At 70.3% G+C, this 26397-nt stretch carries 26 protein-coding genes; 6 read left to right on the forward strand and 20 right to left on the reverse strand.

The window, feature by feature from the left end:
* Window positions 1-199: 199 nt before the first annotated feature.
* From nadA to dnaQ, 7 genes are read right to left on the reverse strand one after another with little or no spacing between them, the layout of a single operon-like run.
* Entirely contained in the window at window positions 200-1273 is a 1074-nt protein-coding gene (nadA, locus tag CCR79_RS01690) for a quinolinate synthase NadA (protein WP_201168045.1), read from the reverse strand.
* A gap of 32 nt (window positions 1274-1305) precedes the next feature.
* Complete coding sequence (locus CCR79_RS01695; protein ID WP_201168048.1) at window positions 1306-2112, reverse strand: competence/damage-inducible protein A; 807 nt, start codon at window positions 2110-2112, stop codon at window positions 1306-1308.
* On the reverse strand, window positions 2109-5231 hold the full coding sequence (locus CCR79_RS01700) for an efflux RND transporter permease subunit (protein WP_201168049.1): 3123 nt from the start codon (window positions 5229-5231) through the stop codon (window positions 2109-2111). The genes CCR79_RS01695 and CCR79_RS01700 overlap by 4 nt, the downstream gene beginning before the upstream one ends.
* Window positions 5232-5234: 3 nt before the next feature.
* Entirely contained in the window at window positions 5235-6512 is a 1278-nt protein-coding gene (locus CCR79_RS01705) for a biotin/lipoyl-binding protein (RefSeq protein ID WP_201168050.1), read from the reverse strand.
* Between the two features lie 51 nt (window positions 6513-6563).
* Window positions 6564-7583: a YbgA family protein gene (locus CCR79_RS01710; protein ID WP_242510783.1), complete on the reverse strand. Its 1020-nt coding sequence runs from the start codon at window positions 7581-7583 to the stop codon at window positions 6564-6566.
* 15 nt (window positions 7584-7598) lie between these two features.
* Window positions 7599-8336: an HAD family hydrolase gene (locus CCR79_RS01715; RefSeq protein ID WP_201168052.1), complete on the reverse strand. Its 738-nt coding sequence runs from the start codon at window positions 8334-8336 to the stop codon at window positions 7599-7601.
* Window positions 8333-9064: a DNA polymerase III subunit epsilon gene (dnaQ, locus tag CCR79_RS01720; RefSeq protein WP_201168053.1), complete on the reverse strand. Its 732-nt coding sequence runs from the start codon at window positions 9062-9064 to the stop codon at window positions 8333-8335. Before dnaQ ends, CCR79_RS01715 begins: the two co-directional genes overlap by 4 nt.
* 238 nt (window positions 9065-9302) lie before the next feature.
* On the opposite strand from dnaQ, the gene nifE reads away from it, so the two are divergent.
* The 5 genes from nifE to CCR79_RS01745 all read left to right on the forward strand — a co-directional run bounded on the left by nifE (window position 9303) and on the right by CCR79_RS01745 (window position 14032).
* Window positions 9303-10700 (forward strand): nitrogenase iron-molybdenum cofactor biosynthesis protein NifE, encoded by a 1398-nt coding sequence (gene nifE / locus CCR79_RS01725; protein WP_201168054.1) that lies wholly within the window; start codon window positions 9303-9305, stop codon window positions 10698-10700.
* Window positions 10697-12064: a nitrogenase iron-molybdenum cofactor biosynthesis protein NifN gene (nifN, locus tag CCR79_RS01730; protein ID WP_201168055.1), complete on the forward strand. Its 1368-nt coding sequence runs from the start codon at window positions 10697-10699 to the stop codon at window positions 12062-12064. Before nifE ends, nifN begins: the two co-directional genes overlap by 4 nt.
* 9 nt (window positions 12065-12073) lie before the next feature.
* Complete coding sequence (locus tag CCR79_RS01735; RefSeq protein ID WP_201168056.1) at window positions 12074-12559, forward strand: NifB/NifX family molybdenum-iron cluster-binding protein; 486 nt, start codon at window positions 12074-12076, stop codon at window positions 12557-12559.
* A 30-nt stretch (window positions 12560-12589) separates the two neighbouring features.
* Window positions 12590-13099 (forward strand): NifX-associated nitrogen fixation protein, encoded by a 510-nt coding sequence (locus tag CCR79_RS01740; protein ID WP_201168057.1) that lies wholly within the window; start codon window positions 12590-12592, stop codon window positions 13097-13099.
* Between the two features lie 69 nt (window positions 13100-13168).
* Entirely contained in the window at window positions 13169-14032 is an 864-nt protein-coding gene (locus CCR79_RS01745) for a glycine betaine ABC transporter substrate-binding protein (protein WP_201168058.1), read from the forward strand.
* Between the two features lie 58 nt (window positions 14033-14090).
* Here CCR79_RS01745 and CCR79_RS01750 read toward each other — a convergent pair whose 3' ends face one another.
* Window positions 14091-14975 (reverse strand): universal stress protein, encoded by an 885-nt coding sequence (locus CCR79_RS01750; RefSeq protein ID WP_201168059.1) that lies wholly within the window; start codon window positions 14973-14975, stop codon window positions 14091-14093.
* Window positions 14976-15159: 184 nt separating this feature from the next.
* Between CCR79_RS01750 and CCR79_RS01755 the strand changes: the two genes are divergently transcribed.
* Complete coding sequence (locus CCR79_RS01755; protein ID WP_201168060.1) at window positions 15160-15525, forward strand: hypothetical protein; 366 nt, start codon at window positions 15160-15162, stop codon at window positions 15523-15525.
* Window positions 15526-15598: 73 nt separating this feature from the next.
* On the opposite strand, the gene CCR79_RS01760 is transcribed toward CCR79_RS01755, so the two are convergent.
* From CCR79_RS01760 to nifB, 12 genes are all read right to left on the reverse strand, one after another.
* Complete coding sequence (locus CCR79_RS01760) at window positions 15599-15883, reverse strand: 2Fe-2S iron-sulfur cluster-binding protein (RefSeq protein WP_201168061.1); 285 nt, start codon at window positions 15881-15883, stop codon at window positions 15599-15601.
* Between the two features lie 61 nt (window positions 15884-15944).
* Window positions 15945-16649, reverse strand: coding sequence for a dinitrogenase iron-molybdenum cofactor biosynthesis protein (locus tag CCR79_RS01765; RefSeq protein ID WP_201168062.1), 705 nt, complete (start codon window positions 16647-16649; stop codon window positions 15945-15947).
* Between the two features lie 14 nt (window positions 16650-16663).
* On the reverse strand, window positions 16664-16864 hold the full coding sequence (locus CCR79_RS01770) for a 4Fe-4S binding protein (protein WP_201168064.1): 201 nt from the start codon (window positions 16862-16864) through the stop codon (window positions 16664-16666).
* Window positions 16865-16880: 16 nt separating this feature from the next.
* Window positions 16881-18452 (reverse strand): nitrogenase molybdenum-iron protein subunit beta, encoded by a 1572-nt coding sequence (gene nifK / locus CCR79_RS01775; RefSeq protein ID WP_201168066.1) that lies wholly within the window; start codon window positions 18450-18452, stop codon window positions 16881-16883.
* A gap of 90 nt (window positions 18453-18542) precedes the next feature.
* A complete protein-coding gene (gene nifD / locus CCR79_RS01780) occupies window positions 18543-20009 on the reverse strand; it encodes a nitrogenase molybdenum-iron protein alpha chain (RefSeq protein WP_201168069.1) in 1467 nt (488 codons plus the stop codon).
* Window positions 20010-20022: 13 nt separating this feature from the next.
* Window positions 20023-20898 carry a nitrogenase iron protein gene (gene nifH, locus CCR79_RS01785; protein WP_201168071.1) on the reverse strand — a complete coding sequence of 292 codons (876 nt, stop codon included), beginning with the start codon at window positions 20896-20898 and terminating at the stop codon, window positions 20023-20025.
* A gap of 511 nt (window positions 20899-21409) precedes the next feature.
* The gene (locus CCR79_RS01790; RefSeq protein ID WP_201168074.1) at window positions 21410-22297 is read right to left on the reverse strand and encodes an SIR2 family protein; all 888 of its coding nucleotides are present in this window, start codon (window positions 22295-22297) and stop codon (window positions 21410-21412) included.
* Window positions 22275-23240, reverse strand: a complete 966-nt coding sequence (locus CCR79_RS13865) for a nitrogen fixation protein NifZ (protein WP_201168077.1) — start codon at window positions 23238-23240, stop codon at window positions 22275-22277. Before CCR79_RS13865 ends, CCR79_RS01790 begins: the two co-directional genes overlap by 23 nt.
* Window positions 23240-23575: a nitrogenase-stabilizing/protective protein NifW gene (nifW, locus tag CCR79_RS01800; protein WP_201168080.1), complete on the reverse strand. Its 336-nt coding sequence runs from the start codon at window positions 23573-23575 to the stop codon at window positions 23240-23242. Before nifW ends, CCR79_RS13865 begins: the two co-directional genes overlap by 1 nt.
* A gap of 11 nt (window positions 23576-23586) precedes the next feature.
* Complete coding sequence (gene nifV / locus CCR79_RS01805) at window positions 23587-24732, reverse strand: homocitrate synthase (protein ID WP_201168084.1); 1146 nt, start codon at window positions 24730-24732, stop codon at window positions 23587-23589.
* Window positions 24732-25325 carry a nitrogen fixation protein NifQ gene (locus tag CCR79_RS01810; protein WP_201168087.1) on the reverse strand — a complete coding sequence of 198 codons (594 nt, stop codon included), beginning with the start codon at window positions 25323-25325 and terminating at the stop codon, window positions 24732-24734. The genes nifV and CCR79_RS01810 overlap by 1 nt, the downstream gene beginning before the upstream one ends.
* Window positions 25322-26377 (reverse strand): nitrogenase cofactor biosynthesis protein NifB, encoded by a 1056-nt coding sequence (nifB, locus tag CCR79_RS01815; protein WP_201168090.1) that lies wholly within the window; start codon window positions 26375-26377, stop codon window positions 25322-25324. The genes CCR79_RS01810 and nifB overlap by 4 nt, the downstream gene beginning before the upstream one ends.
* Between the last annotated feature and the right edge of the window lie 20 nt (window positions 26378-26397).

Raw genomic sequence — 26397 nt, forward strand, 5'->3', positions numbered from 1 at the left:
CCCCGCCCCGGGCACGGGCGAGGTCAGCACCCTGCTGCTCGTCGCGGGGATCGCCCCGGCGGCGCTCAAGCTCGCGGCCATGGGGCTGATGTGGGACTTTCCGGTGGACGAGATCCGCCACGAAGCGCTGCAGCGGCGCATCGCCGAGCGCCGCGCGGCGGACGCCGCCGCGGGGTAGCCACCGCGCCGGGCGTGCCGGTCAGGCGTCGCCGGTGCCGAGGACCTGCCGGGCCCGCTCGGCGGCGAAATCGAGCATACGGTTGAGCGAGCGCCGCGCCCCGGCTGCCACCCCGGGATCCACGGTGACCTGCGGCTCACCGGCCTCGAGCGCCGCCGCCAGGCTGCGCAGCCCGTTCATGGCCATCCACGGGCAGTGAGCGCAGGAGCGGCAGGTGGCGCTGCGCCCGGCGGTGGGCGCCTCGATGAGCGTCTTGTCCGGGGCAGCCTCGTGCATCTTGTGGAAGATGCCGGCGTCGGTGGCAACGATGAAGGTGTCGGCCTCCATCTCGGCCACGGCACGGATCAGCTGCGAGGTGGAGCCGACCACGTCGGCCTGCTCGACCACCGCCGCCGGCGACTCCGGGTGGACCAGCACCCGGGCCCCGGGGTGCGCCTGGCGCATATCGGCCAGCTCCAGGCCGCGGAACTCCTCGTGGACGATGCAGCTGCCATCCCAGAGCAGCATGTCCGCACCGGTCTGGCGCTGCACGTAGTCCCCCAAGTACTTGTCCGGCGCCCAGAGGATCTTCTCGCCGCGCTCGTGCAGGTGGGCCACCACGTCCACGGCGATGCTCGAGGTCACCACCCAGTCGGCGCGGGCCTTCACCGCCGCGGAGGTGTTGGCGTAGACCACCACCGTGCGATCCGGGTGCTGATCACAGAACGCCGCAAACTCGTCGGCCGGACAGCCGACATCCAGCGAGCAGGTGGCCTCGAGATCCGGCATGATCACCCGCTTGTCCGGGGTGAGGATCTTGGCCGTCTCGCCCATGAAGCGCACGCCGGCGACGGCCAGCATGGAGGCCGGATGTTCGGCGCCGAAGCGGGCCATCTCCAGCGAGTCGGCGACACAGCCGCCGGTCTCGTCGGCCAGCCGCTGCAGCTCGGCGTCGGTGTAGTAGTGGGCGACGAGCACCGCATCGCGCTCGCGCAGGAGCGCGCGGATGCGCTCGCGCAGCGCCTCGCGCTCATCGGCGCTGAGCGTCTCGTCGGCGGTGAACGCCTCGGGACGGAAATAGCGGGTGGACGGCTCGATGACGGAGGGATCCGACATGGGCTCAGGACCTCGATGGGTAACGCAGGGGATTATGGGGTTGGACCGTTGCCAGCGCCGGGAGTTGCGTCGGCTACCGGCTCCCAGCCGTAGCCAGCGGCCTCGAGTTCGCGGGTGAGCGCCTCCAGCGCCTCGGTGGCCCGCGGCGCCGGCCCGCGCACACCGAGCTCGACCTCGAAGCCGCGCTCGCGGCCGCCACCCGGCAGGCAGGAGATGCGCAGATCCGGGTACGCGGCGGTGAAGCGCTCAAGGAGCGGGATCATCGCCCCCTCGCGCGCCCCGGGGACACGCACCGCGCGCTGCAGCGTGCGCCCCGGCGCCTGCAGGTGGGCGTAGTGGGTGTCCAGCACCCACTCCACCATGGGCCAGGCCATGCGCGGGAAGCCGGGGACGAAGTGGTGGTCGCCCCAGGAGAAGCCCGCCACCCGGTTGACCGGGTTGGGGATCATCCAGGCGCCGGCGGGAAACTCCACCATGCGCAGGCGCTGCTCGGTGGTCTCGGCACCGAACTGCTCGCGCATGGCCGCCTCGGCCTCGGGGTGGCGCTCCAACGGCCGTCCCACCGCCTCGGCGCAGCACTGCCGGGTGCGGTCGTCGGGAGTGGCGCCGATGCCGCCGAAGCTGAAGACGATGTCGCCCCCGGCGAAGGTCTCGCCCAGGGTGCGGGTCAGCAACTGCGGGTCGTCACCGATCAGCCGTGCCCAGGCGAGCTCCAGCCCGCGGGCGTCGAGCCGCTCGATCACCGCCTCCATGTGCCGATCACGGCGCCGGCCGGTGAGCAGCTCGTCGCCGATGATCAGGGCCCCGAACCGGGGCGTATGGTCCGCATGCTCGGTCATGGCGTTGTACCGTACCGCCACCGCGTCACCCCGGCAACCGCGTCTTCATAGATGCGCAGCAGCGCCGGCATCAGGAACAGCACGATACCCGTGGCCCCGGCCAGACCGAAGGCGATGGCCGCCGCCATGGGGATGAGGAACTGCGCCTGTACCGACTGCTCGGCGAGCAGCGGCAACAGCCCGCCGATGGTGGTCAGCGAGGTGAGGATCATCGCCCGCAGGCGCTGGCAGGAGGCCTCGGCCAGGGCCTCGACCACCGGTGTGCCGTCATTGCGGATCTGCTTGTAGAACAGCGTCAGGATGATGGCGTTGTTCACGGTGATGCCGGTCAGGCCGAAGAGGCCGAAGAGCGAGAGCAGGGTCAGGTCGAGCCCCATGACCCAGTGGCCGACCAGCGCCCCGACCAGCCCGAAGGGGATCACCGACATCACCAGCAGCGGCCAGCCGTAGGAGGCGAAGACCCACGCCAGGATCAGGTAGATCAGCCCCAGGGCGAAGAACAGCCCGCGCTGCATATCGGCCAGGGTCTCGTCCTGGAAGTCCGCCTGCCCGCCGAACTCGGCGGCCACGCCGTAACGCTCGGTGAGTTCCGGCAGGACATTCTCGCGCAGATCGGCGCGGATCTGCCCGGTGTTGGCCACCCGGTCGTCCACGTCGCCGGTCACACTCACGGCCAGCTCGCCGTTGTGGTGGCGCACCACCTCGAAACCACGGCGCGACTCGATGGTGGCCACGCTCTCCAGCGGTACCAGATCCCCGTCGGGCAGGCGGATCTGCAGATCGGTCACCGCCGAGAGATCGCGGCGCTCGGCCAGCGGCTGGCGCAGGCGCACCTCCACCTCGTCACGGCCCTGGTGGTAGACCTGGGCCAGCTCGCCGGCGAAGGCATCGCGCACCTGCCGGCTGACCGCCTCGGTGGTCAGCCCCAGGGCCCGGCCTTCGGCGGTGAGACGGTACACCCACTGCTCCTGACCGTAGGGCAGGTCGTCGTCGATGCTGCCCAGCCCCGGATAGCGGTGCAGCACCTGGCGCAGCTCGTCGGCGGCCGCCCGCAGGGTGCCCGGATCCCCCTGGGTCAGGCGGACGTCGATGTCCTCGCCGGGCGGGCCGGCGCTGCGCTCTCGGATGACCAGCCGCTCCAGACCGGGACGCTCGGTGATGCGCTCCTCCCAGGCGTTCATCAGATCGGTGTTGCGGACGTCACGATCCTCCGGCGAGATCAGCTCCACGGCGATGCTGCCGTAATGATCGCCACGGTTGGCGTCCTGGGCGTCGCGGGCCTGCATCTCGCCGTAGCGCACGGTGTGGGTGCGCACCAGCCGCTGCTCGGAGAGCGCCTCGTCGGCGGCGTGGAGCTGGCGCTCCATGTCGGCCAGGAAGGCCTCCACCCGCTCCGGCGGCGTGCCCGGCGCGAAGCCGACGTTGGCGTGCAGCACCGTCCCCTCGGGCTCGGGGAAGAAGGTGAACTCGATCCGACCACCAACCACCAGTCCCACCGCCGCCACCAGCAGCGCCACCGCCGACGAGACCGTGGTCCAGCGCCACTCCACCGCCCGGGTGATGCCGCGCCGGTAAGCCCCCTCGCGGAAACCGTGGAAGCCGCTGTCCACCCAGCGCCGGAAGCGGCTCGGCTCGCGCCCGCGCTGATCGCCCTCGAAGGAGCGGCGCAGGTGCCCGGGCAGGACGATGAAGGCCTCGATCAGTGAGGCGATGATCACGCAGATCACCACCAACGGGATGTCGAAGAGGATATTGCCCATCACCCCGCTGATCGCCATCAACGGGATGAACGCCGCCACCGTGGTCAGCGAAGAGGCCATCACCGGGGCGAGCATGTCCCGCGCGCCGCCGGCGGCGGCCTCCCCCGGCGATTCGCCGCGCTGGAAGCGGGCCACGCCGCGCTCTCCGACCACGATGGCGTCGTCGACGATGATCCCCAGGGTCATGATCAGCGCGAAGAGGCTCATCATGTTGATGCTGCCGCCCACGCCCCAGAGCACCACCAGCGCGGTGAGGAAGGCGGCGGGGATGCCCACCGTCACCCAGAACGCCACCCGGGCGGTGAGGAAGGTGAAGAGGATGGCCACCACCAGCAGCAGCCCGGCCAGGCCGTTGCTGACCAGCAGGCCGATGCGTTCGCTGATCAGCTCCCAGAATTCGTCGTAGACGGTGAGCTCGAGCCCCTCGGGCAGGGTCGGCGTGACATCGTCGTACCAGGCCTCGAGGATGGCCGCCGCCCCCAGGGCGTCCTCGCCCTCGGCGCGCTGGACGTAGAGTTCGATGGCGGTGTCCTCGCCCAGGCGGAAGTCCACCTGGCCGTCCCGGGCACGGCGCTCGATCTGCGCCAGGTCGCTGAGCAGCAGCGGCTGGCCATCGCCGTCGGTGATCTGCAGATCGCGGAACTCCTGCACGCCGCGGCGCTGCTCGAGGCTGCGCAGCTGCCGGGCGATATCCGCCTCGCCGGCCTCGCCGCCGGGCAGATCGGTGCTCTCGGCGTCGATGGCAGCCCCCAGGTCGCCGAAGGTCAGCCCGGAGTCGAGCAGCACGTGCTGCTCGACCTCGATGGCCGTCTCCAGATCCGGCATGCCGGTGACCTCGACATTGGCCACCCCGCGGCGCAGCAGGTCGTCCTCGAGCTCACGCGCCCAGGCGCGCATGCTCGATGGCGGGGCATCGCCGCTGAGCACCACGCGGGCCACCGGGTCGAACTGGGTGATGCGCCGGATGGTCGGCTCCTCGGCCTCCTCCGGGAGGTTGCGCACGGCGGCGACGCGGTCCTTGACGTCCTCCACCGTGTCGGCCATGTCGGTGCCCTGGAAGAACTCGAGGCTGATGTTGCTGACGCCGTCCGCCGAGCGCGACTGCATCTCACGCAGCCCCTGGACGTCGCGCACGGCGTCCTCCAGGGGGGTGGTGACCGAGTCGGCGACGTCCTCGGCGGTGGAGCCCGGCCACTGCACCTGCACGGTGACCACGTCGAGCTCGAAGCTGGGGAAGAACTGGGTGTTGAGCTGGCTGACGGCGTAGAAGCCGCTGATGAACATCAGCGCCAGCACCAGGTTGGCCGCTACCGGGTGCTCCGCCAACCAGCGCAGCGCGTCTCGCCGCTGCTCGACCATCGCCTAGCGGCTCTCCGCTTCGACGCGCACGCGCAGCCCATCCGTGGCCTGCGGGATCTGGGTGGTAACGATCTGCGTGCCGGCATCGATCTCCGGGGCGCGAACCAGCGCCCCCCGGCCCCCGTCGGGGCGCCGCGCCTCGCCCAGGCGCTGCACCTCGATGCCGCGTAGGCGCTTGGCCTCCTCGTCCTCCTCGATGACGTAGAGCCGCTCGGTGCCGTAGAGCGCCTCGTAGGGCACCACCAGCGTGCCCGGCTCCGGGGGCAGCTCCAGCATCACCTCGGCAAAGCGATCCAGGGCGACCTCGTCGTGGCGCTCCTCGACGGCGAAGATCGCCTCGACCCCGCCGCGCTCCCGGGGGGTGTGCCCGGCCAGCCGGTCCAGCTCCAGGGCGAGCCCGCGGCCGTCCACCAGGGCCTCACCGTACACCCCGGTGTCAGCGGCGCGGGCCCGATAGAGGGCCCCGATGCGCGTGGTGGGGATCTGCACCCGGACCTCCAGCTCGCCGGTGTCGTAGAGGCCGACGAGTTCGCTGCCCGGGCTCACTCGATCGCCCCGGCCCACGGCCACCGCCCTGACCCGGCCGTCGAAGGGGGCACGCACCTCGGTGCGGCGCACGTCGCGCCGGGCCTGGTCGCGGGCCGCCTCCGCACTGTCGCGCCGCGCCTCGGCCACGGCCAAGCGCTCCTCGGCGTCGTCCACCGCCTGTTGCGCCCGGATCACCGCCTGGCGCTGCCGCTCCCGGGCCTCCTCGGCGTCGTCGAGTTCCGAGGGCGAGGCGGCGTTGTCGGCCACGAGCTCCTCGAGCCGCGCCACCCGCCGCTCATCGATGGCCAGCAGCGCCTTCTCGGCCTCGAGATCCTCGCGGTCCGCCGCAACCGCGCGGCGCTCCTGGCGCAGTGCGGCCTCCTGCTCGTCGAGATCGGCCTGACGCTGGCGCAGGGTGTCACGCAGTTCACCGTCGTCCAGGCGCACCAGCAGCTCGCCGGCCTCCACCACGCGGCCGTCGCGCGCCCGGACCTCGGCGACGTCGGCCTCCACCGCGGACTTGACGGTGACATCCGAGGGCGACTCGATATAGCCGAACAGGCGCAGCAGCGGCTGGTGGACGCCGGGCTCGGCGCGCTCGGTGGCGACCACCCACGAGGGTTCGGTGGGCTCCTCGGCAGGCGGATCGGGGCGGGTCCAGACCAGCGCCGCCAGCACCAGCACGGCCGCCAGCAGCACCACCACGGGCGCAGCGACCCCCCAACCCTTGCGCAGCAACGAACGTAACGGCACGCAGCCCTTCCTTTTCGTCTCGAATGTCGTGGAGCGACCCCGGCCGCCCGGTCAGACCTGATTGAGCAGCGCCAGTTCCGGCGGGCTCCAGTAGAGATAGAACTGCCGCTCCACGTAGGGATCCGGCCAGTGGCGGAAGTGGTGGCGCAGCAGCGTCACCGGCACGATCAGCGGCACCATGCCGGTGCGGTACTGCTCGATGACGTCCACGACCTCCTGCTTGTCCGCCGGATCCAGCTCCCGCTTGAGGTAGCCGAGCAGGTGATAGAGCACGTTGGCGTGCCGCCCCCGGGTGGCCGGCCGGGCCAGCGCCGCCATGAACGCCTCGATGTAGGCCTCGGCCACGGCCTCCAGCGGCCGCTCGCCCAGCGTCGAGACCAACCGCCCGAGCGCGCGCATGCGCTGGTCGTCGTGGGCCATGAGCAACAGCTTGTGCTCGGCGTGGAAGTCCACCAGGGCCTTGCGCGTCAGACCCGCCTCGACCAGGCGCTGCCAACGGTAGTAGCAGAAGACCCGACAGACAAAGCCCTCGCGCAGGGCCGGATCATTGAGCCGGCCCTCCTCCTCGACCGGCAGCAGCGGATTCGTCTCCATCAGTGTCCGCGCGTAGGCGCCACGGCTTGAGAACCCGGCCGGATGGCCGTCGGGCTTATACACCTTGACCCGCTCCATGCCGCAACTCGGCGACTTGGACTTGAGGATATAGCCGCTGAGCCAGTGCAGCTCACGCCCCTTCTCGCGGCCGTAGGCCTCCATGGCCTCGGTGACGTCGGTCTGCCGGTCACGCACACCACTCACCCGCACCCGCTCGTCCTCGGCCTGCTCCAGGCGGATGGGCGGCCGCGGGGTGGGCAGCCCGATGGCCACCTCGGGGCAGACGGGCACGTAGCGGAAGTAGCGCGAGAGCGCCTCGGTCACGAAGGGATTGCGCTTGTGGCCGCCGTCGTAGCGCACCTCCTCGCCGAGCAGGCAGCTGCTCACGCCGACCGGTATGCGTGGCTCTGGCTCTTGGGCACCATCCTCCCGGTTCTGCTCACTCTCCCGACTCATGATCTCCCTGGGTTTGTACATCTTTTGTACAGCATTCTAAACGTCCTGTGCCGGCCCCGCACCCACACTGCGCTCGATGGCACGGCGCAGCGCCTCCATGTCCGGGACCATGAGGCAGTCGGGCACGCCGTCCGGCGGCTCCGGCGGGCCGTGACGGCACATCAGCGCCGCCTGCATACCCGCGGCCAGGGCGCCGGCGGCGTCGGTGTGCGGATCATCACCGACGTGCAGGACCTCCCCCGGCGGTACCCCGGCACGCTCACAGGCCAGGGCGAAGATCGCCGGCTCCGGCTTGGGGATGTCAATATCCACGCCGCGCACCACGAAGTCGACGCAGGGCCCCAGCGCCGTACGGTAGACATCGGCGTTGCCGTTGGTGATCACGCCGATCCGAAAGCGCGCCGAGAGCTCGCGCAGCGCCGGCAACACCTCGGGGAACGGGGCCACCCGGGCCTGCCGCGCCTCGAGAAAGACGGCAAAGGTCTGCTCCACAAAGCGCTCCGCGGCCGTCCCATCGATCCCGCAGCAGCGGGCGATCTCGGCCATGGTGGCACGGCGCAGGGTGGTCGCGTTACGCGTCAGCTCAGGCCGCGCGGCGGCGAGTTCGCGGCGGAGCTGGCGCATGCGATCGGGATCGAAGCGCTCGGCCACCACCGGGTAGGCTTCGCGCAGGTAGTCGTGCAGGGTCTGCTCGGCCGCCGCGAGCACGTCCTCGACGGACCACAGGGTGTCGTCGAGATCGAAGGTCAGCGCCCGCAGCGGTGCCCGGATCATGAGCCGGCCGCCTCTTCGCCGCCGCCCGCCCGGCGCCACAGCGCCGGGCCACCGCAGGTCGCCTCGATCCGCTGGAGCAACTGCTCGTGGGCCTCGCGCTCCAGCTCGCCCGATTCCGGGACGCGCAGTCGCGGCCGCTCCGGGGACAGCCGCTGGATCGGCTCGGCGCCGCCCGGCTCCAGGCCCTCGCCGTCCAGGGAGAGCTTGCCCTGGCCACCGGTCATGGCCAGGTAGACCTCGGCGAGCAGCTCGGAGTCGAGCAGCGCGCCGTGGAGTTCGCGCCGCGAGCCGTCCACGCCGTAGCGCTTGCACAGCGCGTCGAGGCTGCAGCGCTGCCCCGGATGCATGCGCCGCGCCAGCTGCAGCGAATCGGTGACGGTGCAGTAGTCCTCGAGTTGCCCCCACGCCGGCCCCAGACGGGCCAACTCGGCGTCGATGAAGCCGACGTCGAAGGGGGCGTTGTGGATGATCAGCTCGGCATCCCGGACATAGTCGACGAAGCGCCGGGCGATGTCGGCGAAACGCGGCTTGTCCGCCAGGAAGCGGTTCGACAGGCCGTGAACGTTCTCCGCGCCCTCGTCCACCGCCCGATCGGGATTGAGGTACTCGTGGAAGTTGTTGCCGGTCAGCCGCCGGCGCTCGAGTTCCACGCAGCCGATCTCGATGATGCGGTGCCCCTCGGCGGGGTCCATGCCAGTGGTCTCGGTGTCGAGCAGGATCTGCCGCATGGCTCGGGTCCCGGGTACTTTGCAACGATTCCAAATAGTCTGCGGTGCGCCCTATCCCGGGTCAACGCAGGTTGTGCGAAAGGGCACACGATAACGCCCGCCCGTCGGATTTGCGACACGCGCGCGCCGCTCGCCGCCCGGTCACCGCCCGGCACAGGGCGGCGGCGACCGCGGACCGGGCGTGGCACGCGCCTTGCTGCACTGCGGGCAAGCCACCCACGACCGGAGCTGCCCGCCCATGCGCAACCAGGAGATCGCCGCTCTGCTCGACGAGCCGGGCTGCGCCCACAACCAGGGGTCGAAGTCCGGCTGCGCACGTCCCACCCCCGGGGCCGCCGCCGGCGGCTGCGCCTTCGACGGCGCCCAGATCACCCTGCTGCCGGTGGCCGACGCCGCCCACATCGTCCACGGCCCCATCGGCTGCGCCGGCAGTTCCTGGGATAACCGCGGCACCCGCTCCACCGGGCCCACCCTGTGGCGCATCGGCATGACCACCGACCTCAGCGAGCAGGACGTGATCATGGGCCGGGGCGAGGCGCGGCTGTTCCACGCCATCAAGCAGGCCGTGGACGAACACGCCCCGGCGGCGGTGTTCGTCTACAACACCTGCGTACCGGCACTCACCGGCGACGACCTCGAGGCGGTGTGCGGCAGCGCCGAGCGCCGCTGGGGCACGCCAGTCATCCCGGTGGACTGCGCCGGATTCTACGGCAGCAAAAACCTGGGCAACCGCATCGCTGGCGAGGCGGTGGTCCGGCACATCGTCGGCACCCGCGAGCCGGAACCGGTGCCGGCAGAGGACCAACCGGCGGACCGCCAGATCCACGACGTAGGCCTGATCGGCGAGTTCAACATCGCCGGCGAATTCTGGAACGTCCTGCCGCTGCTCGACGAGCTCGGCCTGCGCCTGCTCGGCAGCCTATCCGGCGACGCCCGCTACCACGAGCTGCAGACCCTCCACCGGGCCGAGGCCAACATGCTGGTCTGCTCCAAGGCTTTGCTGAATGTGGCGCGCACCCTGGAGGAGCGCTACGGCATCCCGTATTTCGAGGGCAGCTTCTACGGCGTCGCCGACACCTCCGCCGCCCTGCGCGGCTTCGCCCGGCTGATCGACGACCCGGCACTGACCGAGCGCACCGAGCAGGTCATCGCCCGCGAGGAGGCCCGCGCCGATGCCGCGCTGGAGCCCTACCGCGAGCGCCTGCGCGGGCGCCGCGCCCTGCTCTATACCGGCGGCGTGAAGAGCTGGTCGGTGGTCTCGGCGCTGCAGGATCTGGGCATGGAGGTGGTCGCCACCGGAACGCGCAAATCCACCGAGGCGGACAAGGCGCGTATCCGCGAGCTGATGGGCGAGCAGGCGCAGATGCTCGATAGCGGCGCGCCGCGGACGCTGATCGACACCGTCCGCGCCCACGAGGCCGACGTGCTCATCGCCGGCGGACGGAACATGTACACCGCGCTGAAGGCGCGCATCCCGTTTCTGGACATCAACCAGGAGCGCCCCCACGCCTACGCCGGCTACACCGGCATGGTGGAGCTGGCCCGCCAGCTGTGCCGCAGCATCGAGAGCCCCATCTGGCCCCAGGTGCGTGAACCGGCGCCCTGGGAACGGCAGGAAGGGAGGACCGGGCCATGACCCGCATCGAACGATCCACCAGCCCGCTGAGCGTCAACCCGCTGAAGGCCAGCCAACCGGTGGGTGGCACCCTCGCCACCCTCGGCTTCCGCGGCGCCGTGCCGCTGCTCCACGGCGCCCAGGGCTGCACGGCCTTCGGCAAGGTCTACTTCGTGCGCCACTTCAACGAGCCGATCCCGTTGCAGACCACGGCCATCGACCCGATCAGCGCGGTGCTCGGCGCCGACGATAACGTCCTCGGCGCCCTGGATACCCTGTGCAGCAAGTCCGCGCCGGCGCTGATCACGCTGCTGACCACCGGGCTCTCGGAGGCCGAGGGTACGGACATCGAACGACTGGTGCGCACCTTCCGCAGCGAGCACCCGGAGCACGCCACCACCGCCGTGGTGCCGGTGAACACGCCGGATTTCGTCGGCAGCTTGGCCAGTGGCTACGCGGCCACGGTGGAGGCGGTCATCGAACACCTGGTCCCCGCCGAGGGCACCCGCCCCGGCCGGGCACCGCGGCGGGTCAACCTGCTGCTCTCCGACGCCGTCTCGCCCGGGGATGCCGAGGCGCTGTGCGAGTTGCTCGAGGCCTTCGGCCTGGAGCCGGTGGCCATCCCCGACCTGGGGGCCTCCATGGACGGCCACCTGGACGACGACGATTTCAGCCCGATCACCACCGACGGGACGCCGCTGGAGGCGCTGCGTGGCTGCGGCGACGCCGCCGCCACGGTGGTCGTGGGCGCCTCGCTGAACCGCGCGGCGGACCGGCTGCGCGAGCGCACCGGGGTCCCCGACTACCGCTTCGAGCACCTGATGGGCCTGCACGCCACGGACCGACTGGTTATGGTCCTGTGCGCCATCGCCGACCGCACCGCCCCGCCACCACGCATCCAGCGCCAGCGTCGGCAGCTGCAGGACGCCCTGCTCGACACCCACTCGGTGCTCGGCACCACGCCGGTGGGCGTGGCCACCGAGGCGGACCTGCTCGCCGGGCTGACCACCCTGCTCCACGACGCCGGCGCCGAGGTGACCACCGCCGTGGCCCCGGAGCGCTCGCCGGTGCTCGACGCCATACCGGCGCGCCGGGTGCATATCGGCGACCTGGAGGCGCTGGAGCACCACGGCCGCGAGGACGGCGTGGAGCTGATCCTCGGCAGCGGCCACGCCGCCGCCACCGCCGGCCGGCTGGGGGTGCCCATCGTGCAGTGCGGCTACCCCATCTGGGAGCGGGTCGGGCTGCACACCCGCCCCCGGGTGGGCTACCGCGGCAGCCGCGACACCCTCTTCGAGCTGGCCAACACCCTCCTCGAGCATCGCGAGGTGCACGGCGACGTGCGCCCCTACCGCTCGATCTACCGCAGCGCCGATATCGCCTGAGGAGCCGTGATGACTGTCCGTCACTTAAGGATCGCCGACGGGGAGGGGCTGGAACCCGCCCACCAGGGCTCGGTGCGCATCGCCTTCGCCACCGCCGACCGGCACACCGTGGACCAGCACTTCGGGCTGGCCAGCGGCTTCGCCATCTACCAGGTGGGGTGTTCGGGCACCCGGCTGCTGGAGGTGGCCGACATCGAGGAGCCGGCCGACGCGGCGCCGGACTGCGACCGCCTGGCACCGCGCCTGCAGGTCGTCGAGGGCTGCGCCGCGCTCTACTGCAACGCCATCGGCGCCCCGGCCGTGCGACGGCTGCTCACACAGGGGTGCCAGCCGCGCAAGGTCTCCCACGGCACCGCCATCGACACCGTGCTGGGCACCCTGATCGCGCAGTTGCGCGAGCGCCCGCCGGCCTGGCTGAGCCGGGCCCTGCGCGGCGAACCGGCCGGCGAGGCCCGTTTCGACGCCATGGAGGCCACCGGCTGGTGGGCCGACTGACCAGCTGCAGCCAACCAGGGAGGAACCCCCATGTGGACCTGGAACCCGCAGGACGAGCAACCCGAAACCACCGCCACCGCGCAGGTCCTGGACGATCAGGATCCCGCCCTCGAGACACCGTTCATCCGTGAGCTGCTCCGCCAGGTCCGTGCCACGGACACCTTCGGGGCGTGGGAACACTACAGCGATGCGGCGGTCATCGATCCGTTCATCCTCACCCCCGAGCGCAAGCGCGCCATCCCCGTGGTCGCCGACCCCGACGGCGAAACGGTCAACCGGGTGCGCACCTTCTACAACGCCGTGTCCGCGCGGATCGAGGCGCGCAGCGGGGTGATGGCGGTGCCGGTGATCAACCTCAGCCACGAAGGCTTCGGCCGCGCCTTCGTGCTTGCCGGCAAGCTGGTGGTCGTCGACAAGCCGCTGCGCGACGTCCACCGCTTCGGCTTCGCCAGCACCGAGAAGCTGGTCAGCCGCGGCGAGCGCCTGGTCGACGGGGCGGTGGCCCTGATCGAGCGCTTCCCGGAGGTGGCCCGAGCCTGAATCCCGCGCGGCCGGACCGACGGACTATACTCCGCTGGGGGGTTCGACCCCGTAATGGAGGATAGCCCGATGGCTCATTCATGGTTGCGCACCGCCGGTGCTGCGCTGCTCATTGCCCCGCTGGCGGCCACCGCCGGCCAGGAGATCCGCATCGGCTGGACGGCCTGGGCCGACGCGGAGTTCGTCACCCGGATCGCCGAACGGCTGCTCGAGGAGCGCTACGACGTCGACGTCGAACTGGTCCAGACCGACATCGCGCCGCAGTACACCGGCATCGCCCGCGGCGACCTGGACTTGATGCTGATGTCGTGGCAGCCGATCACCCACGAGGACTACATCGAGCGCTACAGTGACGACCTGCTCGACCTGGGCGTGCTCTACGGCGACGCCCGCCTGGGCTGGGTGGTGCCGCGCTGGCTGTACGAGGACGGACTGACCAGCATCGATCAGCTCAATGAGGAGCGCTGGCAGGACGCGCTCGACGGGACCATCCAGGGCATCGACCCGGGCGCCGGGCTGATGCGCCTGTCCCACGAGGCCATCGAGACCTACGGGCTGGATTATACGCTGATCGAGGCCAGCGACGCCGGCATGACGGCCTCGCTGGACCGGGCCGCGCGCCGCGACGAGCCCATCGTGGTCACCGGCTGGAGCCCGCACTGGAAGTTCGGCGCCTACCAGCTGGCGTTCCTCGACGATCCGAGGGGCGCGCTTGGCGGCGCGGAGACCATCCACGCCCTCGCCCGCCTCGGCTTCGACGAGGACCATCCGCAGATCGCCGCCTTCATCGGCTGCATGGACTACGACCTGGAGATGCTCAACGACTACCTGTTCATCGGTCGGGACGAGTCCACCGAGGCCGCCGTCGACCGCTTCTTCGAGCAGGAGACCGAGCTCATCAGCGCCTGGGCCGCCTGCGCCACCGAGCAGTAAACCCGCCCCACCGACCCTGCCCCTGCCGGATCCCTCCGGCAGGGCTCCGGAGCAGCGCTCAGTCCCCGTCCTCGAACCCGGGGGCGTCGTCGCGGACCAGCAGCAGATCCGTGGACACCTCCCGCAGCAGCCGTGCGGCAACGCTGCCGAGCAGCATGTTCGCCCAGCGGCCACGCCCGTGGTTGCCCATCACCACCACATCGGCGCCCAGCCCGCCCAGGGCCTCGAGCAGGATCGTGGCCGGATAGCCGGCGTGCACCTCCAGGTGCACCTCGTCGGCGCCCAGCCCCTCGTCCCGGGCGAACGATTCCAGGTCGGCCCGCGCCTCGTCCATCCAGCGCGTCTGCTGCTCCTGGATGTAGCTATCGCCGATGCCGGCAGCGCGCATGCGATCCAGCTCGGCGGTATCCACCACATAGAGCAGGTGCAGCTCGGCCGCCGGGAAACAGCGCCGCGCGTACTGAAGCGCCGCCCGCGAGCAATCCGAGAAATCGACGCCCACAGCAACGCGCCGATACGGCGCATCGGAGTCGCGCCGGACCACCAGCGTCGGCGTCCGTGCGTGGCAAACCAGCTGCTCGGCGGTGGTGCCCAGGATCCAGTCGCGCACGTACTGCCGGCCGTGGGCACCGACGACCAGCAGGTCGGCGCCGCCCTCGTCCGCGGCGTAGACCACCTCGCCGATCACATCCCCGATCAGGACCCGGGGCTGCGCGCGGTGGCCCGGGGTCCCGGACTGGAGCTGCTGCTCGGCGGCGGCCTGGAACACCCCTTCCCGATCCGGCGAGCCGCTGAGCGCGCGCAGCCCCGGCGCGTCGCTTTCGATGACGTGGACCGCCTCCAGCGTGGCGTCCCAGGCCTCGGCCAACTGTACGGCGCGGCGCCCGGCCCGCCCGGCGCGTTCCGACAGGTCGCTGGCGAAGACGATTTTCTGCATGCTCATGACGGCTCCCTCGATCGCATCCGGCAGAATCCGGCCAAAGGTCCGGTGCAGCGGGCCTCGGCGCTTGCCCGCGCACCGGTCTCATCCTTAGATTGTGGCACCATGACACGCGAGTGCGGGAGCCACAGCGGGGCAACACGCCGCAGCTCCCGCGGAACCCGGTATCCGAGAGGAGCCTTTACCCATGCTTCAGAAGGAACACACGCGCCTCGAGCTCGTCACCTTCCTGGTGGCGGTGGCCACCGGCGTGCCCGGCGCCGTCGCGGCCTCGGCCGGCGCCTACTGGTTCGGCGGGATCCTGATGGCGATCATGGCCCTGGCCCTGTTCATTTTCGTCATCCCCGGCATCGCCGCCAAGCTGCCGCCGGCCGGGCAGGCCCTGCCCGCAGCCCTTCTGCTGATCCTCGGCCTGTGGATGATGGCGACGGTGGGCGAGGGGCTAAGCTTCCTCGGCTTCATCGCCATGGTGGTAGCCGTGGGCACCGTGCTCATGCCCTTCTACCTGATCGCCCTCGGCGGGCGGGCCTTCCACCTCAAGCAGCAGCGCTGAATGTCAACGACCCCGCGGGACGGCGTCCCCCCCTGCCGCCGCCCCGCGGGGTATCCGACCCGCCCTGCGCGGATCAGGCCGGTTTCAGCGTGACATCCCCGAGGATCTGCGCCTGGCAGGCGATGCGCTGCTGCTTGCCCGCAAAGTGCTCGCGTAGCAGCTTCTGCTCCACCTCCGAGGGCGCGCTCAGGTTCTCTTCTCCGTCGAGCACCTTGCACAGACAGGTGCCGCAGTCCCCCTCGCGGCAGCCGTAGACAATCCCCGAGCCGACCTTCTCGGACAGCTCGATGATCCGGGTTCCCGCCGGCGCGCTGACGGTCAGATCGATATCCTTGAACGTTACCTGGGCTCTTGGCATCCCGTGAACTCCTTGTGGCTTATGGTTGGATTCTATTGCTGGCCCCGTCCGGTAACCGGCCTCACGGCGCGACCCGCGCCGCACCTTCTCCGGCCATCAGCCGGGCCAGCCACGGCGGCGGGCGCTCGGCCAGGGCGGCGCGAAGCTCGTCCATGTGCGCCGCGGCCGCTCCCCCGGCGTCGCGCCTCATGGGAAAGACCCCGGCGTTGACCACCTTGGCCGCCGCCGGGCCGCCGATCGAGCAGCAGTACAGCACGTGGCAGTCGGCGATCAGCGCCACCCGGGCCGCGATGCGGTCGTCGCGCCGGGTGCCGCTGCCAGTGACCGCCTCGGCCACCGGCCGGACCTCGGCAAGCCGGCAGCCGGCGGCACCGACTTCGTAGATGAGGAACCGGGCGCAGGCGCCGAAGTGACCATCCAGCTCACCGCCGCTGTTCGAGGCGCAGGCGACCCGGATGGTCCCCTCTGGCGACGGACCCGTCTCCGGCTCGGGGACCGGCTCTGGTGCCGCCTCTTCGCCGTGCAGGGCCCGGCAGGCGGCCTCCAGCCGCTCCGCCGGGGCCTGCTGAACGGCCTCCAGGTGGTGGGCCCCGCCGGCGTCGCGCAGCCCCCGGGGGGTCACCCCGGCGAGCTTCTCGGCGCTCAACGGTGCCCCGAGCAGCCCGGTCAGCACCCGCACCAGCTGCGATACGTCGAGCTCCGGGAGCTCGCGCGCCGCCAGCCCGATGCGCAGGGCCAGTTCCGGTTGCAGTGACGCATCCTGCATGCCGTCTCCTCCCTTCAGTCGGCGGGGACGATGCACTCGTCCACCTCGCAGACCTCCTCGCAGCGGGGCATCTCGAAATGCCCCTCGCACTCGGTGCAGCGGTCCGCGATGATCTCGTAGAGGCCCATCTTGTTGCGCTTGATGGCCGCCTCCGGGCACTCCGGCTCGCAGTCGCCGCAGCTGGTGCACAGTTCCGGATCGATCTTCATGGCCATGCTCTTTCCTCCTCGATCACCGGACCAGGTCGTAGTTGAAGTCGGTGACCCCCATGTGACGGGTCTCCTCGTCGAGCCGGGCGAGCACCTCGTTGACGATGGTGGTGAGGATGTACATCGCCCCCTCGTAGCCCCAGATGCTGTTGCGGTGCAGGTGATGCCGGTCGAAGATCGGGAAGCCGAGGCGGATCAGCGGCACCTCGAACTCCTTGCCCTTGTAGAGGGTGTCGCGCTGGATGAACTTCCCGTAGGAGTTGCCGATCATGAAATCCGGCTTGTCGGTGAAGCACAGCGAGCGCATGTGCCAGAGATCCTTGCCGACGTAGACCTGGGCGCTCTCGCCGTACGGGGTCTGCTCGAGCATGGCGCGCATGGCCTTGCCCCAGCGCTTATTGGCGTTGTGGCAGAGCACGTGGCGCGGCTCGGCGCCGAGTTCGGTGAGGAACCGGGTCATGCCCATGACGAAGTCCGGATCCCCCCACAGGGCGAAGCGCTTGCCGTGCAGCCACTGGTGGGAGTCGGTCATCATATCCACCAGCCGCCCGCGCTCGAGCTCCAGGGACTCGGGGATCGGCTTGCCGGTGATCTGCGAGACCTTCATCAGGAAGTTGTCGGTTCCCTCGAGGCCGATGGGCACCTGAACCTCGGGGCAATCGTGCTTCCAGGTCTGCTTGATGTACTTCTTGGTCTTGGTCAGCATCCACGGCTGGAGCAGCAGGGTGTCCAGCGCATTGGGGGCGTCACGGACCTCGTCAATCGGCGTCCCACCGGCGTACATCCGGTATTCACCGTCGGCCGGGGTGTCGAGCACCTCGGTGGGATCGCAGAGCAGCGAGGCCTCCACGCCCATCTCGCCCAGGGCGCGCTTGAGCCAGCGGTAGCTGCCCAGGTAGGTCTCGAAGCCAGGCACCAGGTTGACCTTGCCGTTGCTGCCCGGCTGCTTGTCCTCCATCTCGTTGATGGTGAAGTAGCGGGCAATGCCCTCGAACATGCCGTCCCAGCCGGTGACGTGGCTGCCGACGAAGCTCGGCGTGTGCGCAAAAGGCGTGGGCACTTCCTGCGGCAGATACCCCTCGTCCTTGGCGTTGCCGATGAAGGCGTTGAGGTCGTCGCCGATGACCTCGGCCATGCAGGTGGTGGAGACGGCGATCACCTCGGGCTGGTAGATCTGGTAGGCGTTCTGCAGCCCCTGGTTCATGTTCTTGTGCCCGCCAAAGACCGCGGCATCCTCGGTCATGGAGTCGGAGACACAGGCCACCGGCTCCTTGAAGTGGCGGTTGAAGTAGGTCCGGAAGTAGGCCACACACCCCTGGGAACCGTGGACGTAGGGCAGCGTCTTCTCGAACCCCAGCGAGCAGAGCACCGCCCCGAGGGGCTGACAGACCTTACCCGGATCGACGGTCAGCGCCTCGCGCGAGAAGTTCAGCTGCTGGTACTCCTCGGTGGTGGTCCACTCGAAGGTCTCGTCGATCTTCGCCGCGTCGACGCCCTCCTCCTGCTCCCGGCGCTTGCGGCTGAGGACCTGTTGGTAGTCGTCATCCCGGAACAGCGGGTAGCACGGCTTGATGGCTTCGGTGTCTTCGTTCATTGCGCTTCCTCCAGCTGCGCCGCGCTGCGGGCACGGCGCCTTGCCCTGTTCGGGCGGGCCGGCTGAGCGGCCCGCCCCTGGCTGAGATGGTCAGGCCGCCTTGGAGGCCGGCTCGCCGGTGGCCTTCCACGGCGGGGTCATGCGGTCCCAGACCGGGTTGTTGAGGGTCATGTCCATATCCCGGGCAAAGATCGCGAAGCCGTCGTAGCCGTGATACGGCCCGGAGTAGTCCCAGGAGTGCATCTGCCTAAACGGCAGACCCATCTTCTGGAACACGTACTTCTCCTTGATCCCGGCGGCCACCAGGTCCGGCTGGACCCGCTCGATGAAGCGCTCCAGCTCGAAGGCGTTGGCGTCGTCGTAGACCAGCGTCCCCTCCTTGAGCTCGGGGTAGGTGCGGTCGTAGTCGTCGTCGTGGGCGAACTCGTAGCCGGTGCCGAGCACCTCCATGCCCAGGTCCTCGTAGGCGCCGATGACGTGGCGCGAGCGCAGACCGCCGACGTAGAGCATCACCTTCTTGCCCTCCAGCCGCGGCCGGTACTTGGCGATCACCGCGTCCATCATCGGCTGGTACTTGGCGATGACGGCCTCGGCGTTGGCCTGGATGGTCTCGTCGAACCGGGCAGCGATCTCGCGCAGGCTCTGGGCGATGCGCGTCGGACCGAAGAAGTTGAACTCCATCCACGGGATGCCGTGGGTCTTCTCCATGTGCTCGCAGATGTAGTTCATGGAGCGGTAGCAGTGCAGGAGGTTGAGCTGCACCTTGGGCGTGTTCTCCATCTCGGCCAGGGTGCCGTCGCCGGACCACTGGGCAACCACGTTCAGGCCCATCTCCTCGAGCAGGATGCGCGAGGCCCAGCAATCGCCGCCGATGTTGTAGTCACCGACGATGGCCACGTCGTAGGGCCCGGCCTGGTGGCCGTCGCCGTCGCGGTTCTCCAGGACGTGGTCGCGGATGGTGTCGTTGGCGATGTGGTGGCCGAGGGACTGCGAGACCCCGCGGAAGCCCTCACAGCGCACCGGGATAACCGGCTTACCGAGGCGCTCGGTGGCCTGACGGCCCACCGAGTCGATGTCGTCGCCGATCAACCCGACGGGGCACTCCGACTGCACGGTGATGCCCTTGTTGAGCGGGAAGAGCATCTCGACTTCGTCGATGATCTTCTCGAGCTTCGGGTCACCGCCGAAGACGATGTCCCGCTCCTGGAAGTCGGAGGTGAAGTTGATGGTGCCGAAGGTATCCACGCCGGTGTGGCCGGTGTAGTAATTGCGACGGCCGGCCCGCGAGAGCTGGCCGCAGCCCACCGGGCCGTGGGAGATGTGCACCATGTCCTTGATCGGCCCCCAGACCACGCCCTTGGAGCCGGCGTAGGCGCAGCCGCGCTGGGTCATGACCCCGGGCACCGACTTGCGGTTGGAGGTCACGCACTTGCTCGGCTGCTGGTCGGCCCCGACGGCGGCCAGGTGCTTGGCGCGCTCCTCGCGGGTAGCCTCGGGATAGACCTCGAGGACCTCCTCGATCAGCGCCTGGGCCTCGTCCTGCGTCATGCTGCTCATTGGCTCTCCCCCTTTACGCCGAGGCGGTCTCGTCGGCCTTCTGCCCCACGATGGACTCGTCCTCCTCCTCGAGGATGCCGAACTCCATGAGCAGGTCCTCGAGGTCATCCATGCCCAGCGGCGTGGGCACGACCATTTGGGTGTTGTTGATGACGTTGTCCGCCAGTTCGCGGTAGACGTCGGCCTGCTTGCACTCCGGGTTGTACTCGATGACCGTCATACGCCGGATCTCGGCGTGCTGGACCATGTTGTCCCGCGGGATGAAGCCGATCATCTGGGTACCCAGCCGGCTGGCGAGGTTCTCGATGAGCTCGTCCTCGCGGTCGGTGTTGCGGGAGTTGCAGATCAGCCCGGCCATGCGCACGCCGCCGGAGCTGGCGTACTTCACGATGCCCTTGGCGATGTTGTTCGCCGCGTACATGGCCATCATCTCGCCGGAGACGACGATGTAGATCTCCTGGGCCTTGTTCTCGCGGATGGGCATGGCGAAGCCGCCGCAGACCACGTCGCCAAGGACGTCGTAGAAGACGAAGTCCAGGTCGTCCTCGTAGGCGCCCTCCTCCTCGAGGAAGTTGATGGCGGTGATCACGCCGCGGCCGGCGCAGCCGACCCCCGGCTCCGGGCCACCGGACTCGACGCACTTGGTGTCGCCGTAGCCGACCTGCAGGACGTCCTCGAGCTCAAGGTCTTCGACGCTGCCCGCCTCGGCGGCCAGGTGCATGACCGTGTTCTGCGCCTTGGCATGGAGCATCAGGCGGGTGGAGTCGGCCTTCGGATCGCAGCCGACGATCATCACCTTCTTGCCTTTCTCGGCGAGCGCCGCCACCAGGTTCTGCGTGGTGGTGGACTTGCCGATGCCGCCCTTGCCGTAGATTGCTGCCTGTCTCATGGGTTAATCCCTCCTGACCGATGGTTACGTCGGCCGCCTCAGCGGCTCGCACCCGGGTTTTGCAACCGGCGTGCCAGCAGGGGGCAACGACGGACCCGCTGCGCCGAAGGTGACCCGCCGCGTTTACGCAACCCGTTGATCCAAAAGACTTATAGGAAGACCAAGAACGATCAGCAAAGAAAGGGCGAACACCCCCGGGGGCCCGGCCCGACGATCCGGGACGGCCCGCAGGCCCGTGGCAAGTCCGACATGATCGGCGGGGGGTTGTCGGGGAGCGGACAAGGGGAAGAACCGCTCCCCGACCGACAGGAGAGATGCTTCAGTGCTCGCTGAAGACGGCGGTGTGACCGCGGTCGCTGAAGGCGAGGACCTGGTAGGGCTCATCCGGCTGGCCGGGGATTCACTTGCGTCGCATCGCCCCTGCTCCTCATCGACAGGTTGTGTGGCACCGGTCGTCATTATTGATCGAACGCAATCCGGATGCCACCCCCTCCGACGGGACGAGCGACGCTCAGGCGCGTTGGGGTGACGAGGCGACGCCGACGGCCCGCGCCGCCAGATCGCGGGCGCAGGCCTCGATCACGGTCACGCCGTGTCGGGCGAGATAGCGCCGCTCCTTGCCGGCCGTGGCGGGCAACAACGCCCAGCCCTTGGGCTCGCCGGCCTCCTGGGTGATCTCGGTGAAGAGCATGCGCTCGGTATCCCGGGTGAAGCGAACCCCGAGACTCAGGTAGCGCACGCCCCGCCGCCGCTCCTTGAGGAACCGCGGCAGGGCAAAGCCGCCCATCAGTTCGGTGAGGTAGTCCACAAAATCGGCGTCCGAGGCAACGAAGCTCGGCTCGGGCCGGGGCGACCCCAGGGGCTTGAACAGGATCGGACCCGCCGGCGACGGCGGCGACTCGGCCGCCTCGTCGTGGAGCTCGTGGTAGCCGATGCTGTCGTGCCGGAAGACCCGATAGCGTCGCCCGCCAGTGACCCGTGCGACGCCCTGAACCAGCAGGTGCGGGGTGCCGGCCCAGGCGTCCTGGAGCTGGGTATCCCGGTTGAGATCCACCACCCAGGCCGGCCGCTGCTGCGCCAGCCAGTCGATCACCGGCGCCCGGGTCCAGGGGACCTCGCCGAAGCAGGTCCGCAGAAAACGCTCCAGATAGGGGCGTCCGTGATCCTGCTCGACCTTCATCGCCGCCCGCGAGAACTCGTGCATCAGCACCGGCGACATCGGCTTGCCCTGATTCAGCGCGAGGATCAGCCGCTCGTTGTCTGCCGGCATGGCATCGCCGGTCTCCGGGTGACACGCCCCGTCCAGCGCGCCCGGCCCGAGCACCGGGACGACGCTGCCGTCGGCGAAGCCGTGGGTCCAGCGGCGGATACGCTCGTCATCCAGTCCCGGATGGCTCATGGTTCTCCCCTCCCTGGCCGGCCCGCGCCCGATCCCGTTGGACCTGGCGGGCCCGCTTTTCCTGCAGGGCCCCGCGGATCCGCTCGCGCAGCTCGTCATCCAGCGGGGCAACGTCGGGCGGGTGCACGGTCTCGCAGAGGAGCACGTGCAGACCCATCGCCGTTTCCACCGGGCCGCGCACCTCGCCGGCGGCCATCTCGAACAGGGCCGCGTCCAGCTCCTCATGCAGCTGCCCCCGCGCCACCCGGCCCACCAGCCCGCCGTGCAGGGCGCTGGGGCACTCGGAGTGGCGCTCGGCGGCGGCGGCAAAGCCCCGCGGGTCGTCCGCCAGCTTCCCGGCCAGCTTCTCCGCCCGCGCCCAGGCCCGCTGCCGGGTATTCTCCGGGAACTCGTCGTTGATGGTGATCAGAAGATGGCGCACGGTGCGCGTCTCGTCCCGCTGGAAGCGCTCCGGATGCTCGCGGTAGAAGCGCTCCACGTCCTCGTCGGTGACCTCCGGCACCTCGGCGGCCAGCGGCGCCAGGGCGTGCTCCGGAACCTGCAGCGTACGCCCCGGGAAGCGGACCTGGTAGGCCGGCCCGGTGCGTGCATCGCGCAGGACGCGGATGATCTCGCCCACCGCACCCGGCTCGGCCACCACCTCGCCATGGACGGCGAGCCGCCGCGTGGGCGTGACACGGTCGCGAAACTCGAAGCGGGTCTCCACCCAGTGGCTGGCTGCATCCATGAGCTCCTCCTCGCGACAGCCGACCATGCGGTCCTGATCCAGAAAGAAGACGCTGTAGACGATCTGATCCTGCAGGAAGGTCCCCACATCACGGACGTAACCCACGCTCCCCCGGGGGACGAGCAGCTCACCGCGGGCCACGCCGGGGTAGGTGCCGTCGTTGCGGATGTTGCGCGCCACCCGCACCGCCGCGCCGATCCGGAACCGCGGCAGCATCAGCCGAATCCTCCACGGCCGATTCGAGCCACCGGGACCTCGCCGCTCGCCCCCCGGGCCACCTGCCGGTGGATGCGCAGCGCGGCCTGGCTGCGGGCGTCGGAGCCGACGAAGTCGTCGTGGGCGCGTTGCAGCAGTGCCCGGGCCTGCCCCTCGGCCTCATCGGGTGTCGCCGGCGGCTCGGCGCTGGCGTAGTCGTGGAAGCGCTGCAGGATATGCAAGCGGTAGACCCGCAGCAGCTGTGGATCGTAGGCCACGCCGAGGCCCTCGAACCACGCCTCCGCGCCCTCCAGGCCCTCCTCGTTTTCCGGTTCCAGTGGCTCCAACCACTTCATGGCAACCTCCTCTACACCTCGACGGCATCCTCGGCGGCCGCGGCCGCCCCTTGCGCCACCAGCGCACGCAGCTCCGCGGCACTGGGGGCACGCTTGTGAGTGACACTCCAGCGGCGGATCAGCGGCAGCAGCGCCCGGGCCTGCTCGCGGTCCAGGCTCACCCCGGCCTCGCGGCACGCCGCCTGGACCCCGCGGGTGCCGGAGTGCTTGCCGAGGACGAGCTCGTGGCACCGCCCGACCTCGTCCGGATCCAGACCCTGGTAATTGCGGGCGTCCTTGAGCAGCCCGTCCACGTGGATCCCGGCCTCGTGGCTAAAGACACCGGCGCCGACCACGCTCTTGCCCCAGGGCACCGGCCGGCCCGAGGCGGCCTCCACCAGTGCCGCGACACCGGTCAGGCCGGCGGCGTCGACCCCGGTGGTCCGGTCACAGAGCCGATGAAGCGCCAGGGTCACCTCCTCGAGCGCGGCGTTGCCGGCACGCTCGCCCAGCCCGCAGACGGTGGTGTTGACGTGGGTGGCGCCGCCGCGGACGGCGGCCAGGGTGTTGGCCGTGGCCAGACCGAAGTCGTCGTGGGCGTGCATCTCCAGCTCCAGGCCGGTGACCGCGCGCAGGCGCTGGAAGAGCTGGTGGACCGCGAACGGCTCGGCGATGCCGACCGTATCCGCGATGCGCAGCCGGCGCGCCCCGGCCGCCTCCGCACAGTGCGCGACCTCGACGAGGAAATCGGGATCGGCGCGGGTGGCGTCCTCGCCGCCGACACTCACCGCCAGCCCTTCGGCCCGCGCCCGCCGCACCCATGCATCGATCCGACCCAGCACCCAGCGGCGGTCGCGGCCGAGCTTGTGCGCAATCTGCTGATCCGAGACCGGGATAGAGCCGTCCACCCCCCAGACCCCCAGCCCGACACACGCCCGCAGGTCCGCCTCGCGCATGCGCGCCCAAACCAGCAACCGCGCCGACAGCCCGGCGGACACCAGGGCCCGGATGTCGGCCCGCTCCTCGGGCCCCATGGCCGGGATGCCCACCTCCAGCTCGGGCACGCCGATCCCGTCGAGCGCCGCGGCGATGGCACACTTCTCCGCGCGGGTGAAGGCCACGCCGGCGGACTGTTCGCCGTCGCGCAAGGTCGTATCGTCGATCACCACCGCGCCCATCACTCCTCCGGCCCGAAGCACTCGGCGAAATCGCTGCAGGCGTCGCAGGACGGCGCCCGGCACGTATAGATTCCGGTCTCTTCACACAACCGCTTGTACAGGAACTTCTTCCACTTCATGTCGCGGTCGTTCAACGCACAGAGCGCGGGGAAGGCGTCTTCCATCAACGCCGTGAGCTCCCCACGGGAGCGCAACCCCAGGTCCTGCCAGAGATGATCCCGGCCCAGACAGCCGGCGGCGACGATGCGCGCCAGCCAGCGCTCCGAGCGATCGGCGCCGCGGCGGTAGCGAAGCAGCAGGTCGGCGACATCCGCCTGCTCGTCGGCCAGCGGTTGCGAGAGCGTCGTCGGCTCGGGGAACGGGGTCACCGCGCCCACACTGGGAAAGTGGCGGCCCATCATGGCCACGTACTCGCCCGGCTCCAGACCCATCCACGCCGGCAGGACGCTCTCGCCGCTGAGCCAGGCGGCCACCAGCCGGCCCAGCGCGCGATCATTGGGCAGGCCGGTGGCCTCGGCCAACAGCCCGCCGCAGGTGTAGGGGGCAAAGACCCGCCCATCGGGCTCGGGCGGCAGCGAATGGGTGCGGTTCATGGCGTACCCTCCTCTTCCCGCAGCTGCTCCTCCAACTCCTGCCAGGTGGCCTGCTGGCGTCGGCGCACGGCCTCCGGATCCAGCGACCGGCCCGCTACCCGGGCCCGGCTGAACTCCGCCCCGCGGTCCTCGCCGATCAGCCCGGCGGCATCGGCACGGCACTGCTGGCAGTGGCTCATCACGGCGATATCACTGGCGCAGGCGGCCCGCAGGCCGAGCAGCTCGGCGTCGCTCGGGCCGCGCTGGCCGATTTCGCCGAAGTAGGTGCCGTGGCTGGGGTCGGAGATCAGGGGCATGACGTTGTGCAGGAACGCCCCGCGCTGGCGGACCGCCCGGGAAACGACAGGTAGATGCTGATGGTTGATCCCGGGGATGGCCACCGAGTTGACCTTGACCAGCACGCCGCGGGCGGCCAGCGCCTCGATGCCGGCGAGCTGGCGCTGCACGAGGATCCGGGCGGCTTCCAGGCCACGCCGGCGCCGGTGCTCAAAGAGGATCGAGGGGTGGATGCGCGCGCCGATCTCCGGGTCGATGGCGTTGACCGTCACCGTGACGTGCTCCACCTCGAGGGCCACCAGATCGTCCACGTAGTCGGGCAGCGCCAGGCCGTTGGTGGACAGGCACAGGCGCAGCTGGGGAGCCACCTCGCGGATGCGCTCGAAGGTCTCGAAGGTGCGGCGCGGGTTGGCCAGGGCGTCGCCCGGTCCGGCGATGCCCACCACCGACAGCTGCGGGATTTCATGGGCCACCGCCAGGGTCTTGGCCGCGGCCTCCTCCGGAGTGAGCACCTCGGAAACCACGCCGGGGCGGGACTCGTTGGCGCAGTCGTACTTGCGATTGCAGTAGTTGCACGAGAGGTTGCACCCCGGGGCAACGGCCACGTGCAGCCGCGCGAAGTGGTGGTGGGCACGCTCGGAGTAGCAGGGGTGGTCCCGGACCTTGGCGCGCAGCGCCTCGGGCAGGTGCTCGAGCCCGTCGCCGGGCGCCCCCTCGCCACCGACGCCGGGGCAGCCGGCGGCGGGGTCGCAGGTGGTGGAGCCGGATGCGTCCATTGTCTCTCCCTCCGTCGGGA

This window comes from Halorhodospira halophila (genome assembly GCF_016653405.1).
In the GTDB taxonomy this organism is placed as follows: domain Bacteria; phylum Pseudomonadota; class Gammaproteobacteria; order Nitrococcales; family Halorhodospiraceae; genus Halorhodospira; species Halorhodospira halophila_A.

Excerpts from the sequence above, each read along its gene's own strand:
- nifV (WP_201168084.1), bottom strand. The coding sequence starts at position 24,732 with ATGGGCGCGGTGGTGATCGACGATACGACCTTGCGCGACGGCGAACAG.
- nifW (WP_201168080.1), bottom strand. The coding sequence starts at position 23,575 with ATGAAGTGGTTGGAGCCACTGGAACCGGAAAACGAGGAGGGCCTGGAG.
- nifK (WP_201168066.1), bottom strand. The coding sequence starts at position 18,452 with ATGAACGAAGACACCGAAGCCATCAAGCCGTGCTACCCGCTGTTCCGG.
- CCR79_RS01700 (WP_201168049.1), bottom strand. The coding sequence starts at position 5,231 with ATGGTCGAGCAGCGGCGAGACGCGCTGCGCTGGTTGGCGGAGCACCCG.
- CCR79_RS01710 (WP_242510783.1), bottom strand. The coding sequence starts at position 7,583 with ATGTACAAACCCAGGGAGATCATGAGTCGGGAGAGTGAGCAGAACCGG.
- CCR79_RS01695 (WP_201168048.1), bottom strand. The coding sequence starts at position 2,112 with ATGACCGAGCATGCGGACCATACGCCCCGGTTCGGGGCCCTGATCATC.
- CCR79_RS01745 (WP_201168058.1), top strand. The coding sequence starts at position 13,169 with ATGGCTCATTCATGGTTGCGCACCGCCGGTGCTGCGCTGCTCATTGCC.
- CCR79_RS13865 (WP_201168077.1), bottom strand. The coding sequence starts at position 23,240 with ATGCTGCCGCGGTTCCGGATCGGCGCGGCGGTGCGGGTGGCGCGCAAC.
- dnaQ (WP_201168053.1), bottom strand. The coding sequence starts at position 9,064 with ATGCGGCAGATCCTGCTCGACACCGAGACCACTGGCATGGACCCCGCC.
- CCR79_RS01765 (WP_201168062.1), bottom strand. The coding sequence starts at position 16,649 with ATGCAGGATGCGTCACTGCAACCGGAACTGGCCCTGCGCATCGGGCTG.
- CCR79_RS01810 (WP_201168087.1), bottom strand. The coding sequence starts at position 25,325 with ATGAACCGCACCCATTCGCTGCCGCCCGAGCCCGATGGGCGGGTCTTT.
- nifN (WP_201168055.1), top strand. The coding sequence starts at position 10,697 with ATGACCCGCATCGAACGATCCACCAGCCCGCTGAGCGTCAACCCGCTG.
- CCR79_RS01740 (WP_201168057.1), top strand. The coding sequence starts at position 12,590 with ATGTGGACCTGGAACCCGCAGGACGAGCAACCCGAAACCACCGCCACC.
- nifE (WP_201168054.1), top strand. The coding sequence starts at position 9,303 with ATGCGCAACCAGGAGATCGCCGCTCTGCTCGACGAGCCGGGCTGCGCC.
- CCR79_RS01760 (WP_201168061.1), bottom strand. The coding sequence starts at position 15,883 with ATGCCAAGAGCCCAGGTAACGTTCAAGGATATCGATCTGACCGTCAGC.
- CCR79_RS01750 (WP_201168059.1), bottom strand. The coding sequence starts at position 14,975 with ATGAGCATGCAGAAAATCGTCTTCGCCAGCGACCTGTCGGAACGCGCC.
- nifD (WP_201168069.1), bottom strand. The coding sequence starts at position 20,009 with ATGAGCAGCATGACGCAGGACGAGGCCCAGGCGCTGATCGAGGAGGTC.
- nadA (WP_201168045.1), bottom strand. The coding sequence starts at position 1,273 with ATGTCGGATCCCTCCGTCATCGAGCCGTCCACCCGCTATTTCCGTCCC.
- CCR79_RS01735 (WP_201168056.1), top strand. The coding sequence starts at position 12,074 with ATGACTGTCCGTCACTTAAGGATCGCCGACGGGGAGGGGCTGGAACCC.
- nifB (WP_201168090.1), bottom strand. The coding sequence starts at position 26,377 with ATGGACGCATCCGGCTCCACCACCTGCGACCCCGCCGCCGGCTGCCCC.
- CCR79_RS01715 (WP_201168052.1), bottom strand. The coding sequence starts at position 8,336 with ATGATCCGGGCACCGCTGCGGGCGCTGACCTTCGATCTCGACGACACC.
- CCR79_RS01755 (WP_201168060.1), top strand. The coding sequence starts at position 15,160 with ATGCTTCAGAAGGAACACACGCGCCTCGAGCTCGTCACCTTCCTGGTG.
- CCR79_RS01790 (WP_201168074.1), bottom strand. The coding sequence starts at position 22,297 with ATGAGCCATCCGGGACTGGATGACGAGCGTATCCGCCGCTGGACCCAC.
- nifH (WP_201168071.1), bottom strand. The coding sequence starts at position 20,898 with ATGAGACAGGCAGCAATCTACGGCAAGGGCGGCATCGGCAAGTCCACC.
- CCR79_RS01770 (WP_201168064.1), bottom strand. The coding sequence starts at position 16,864 with ATGGCCATGAAGATCGATCCGGAACTGTGCACCAGCTGCGGCGACTGC.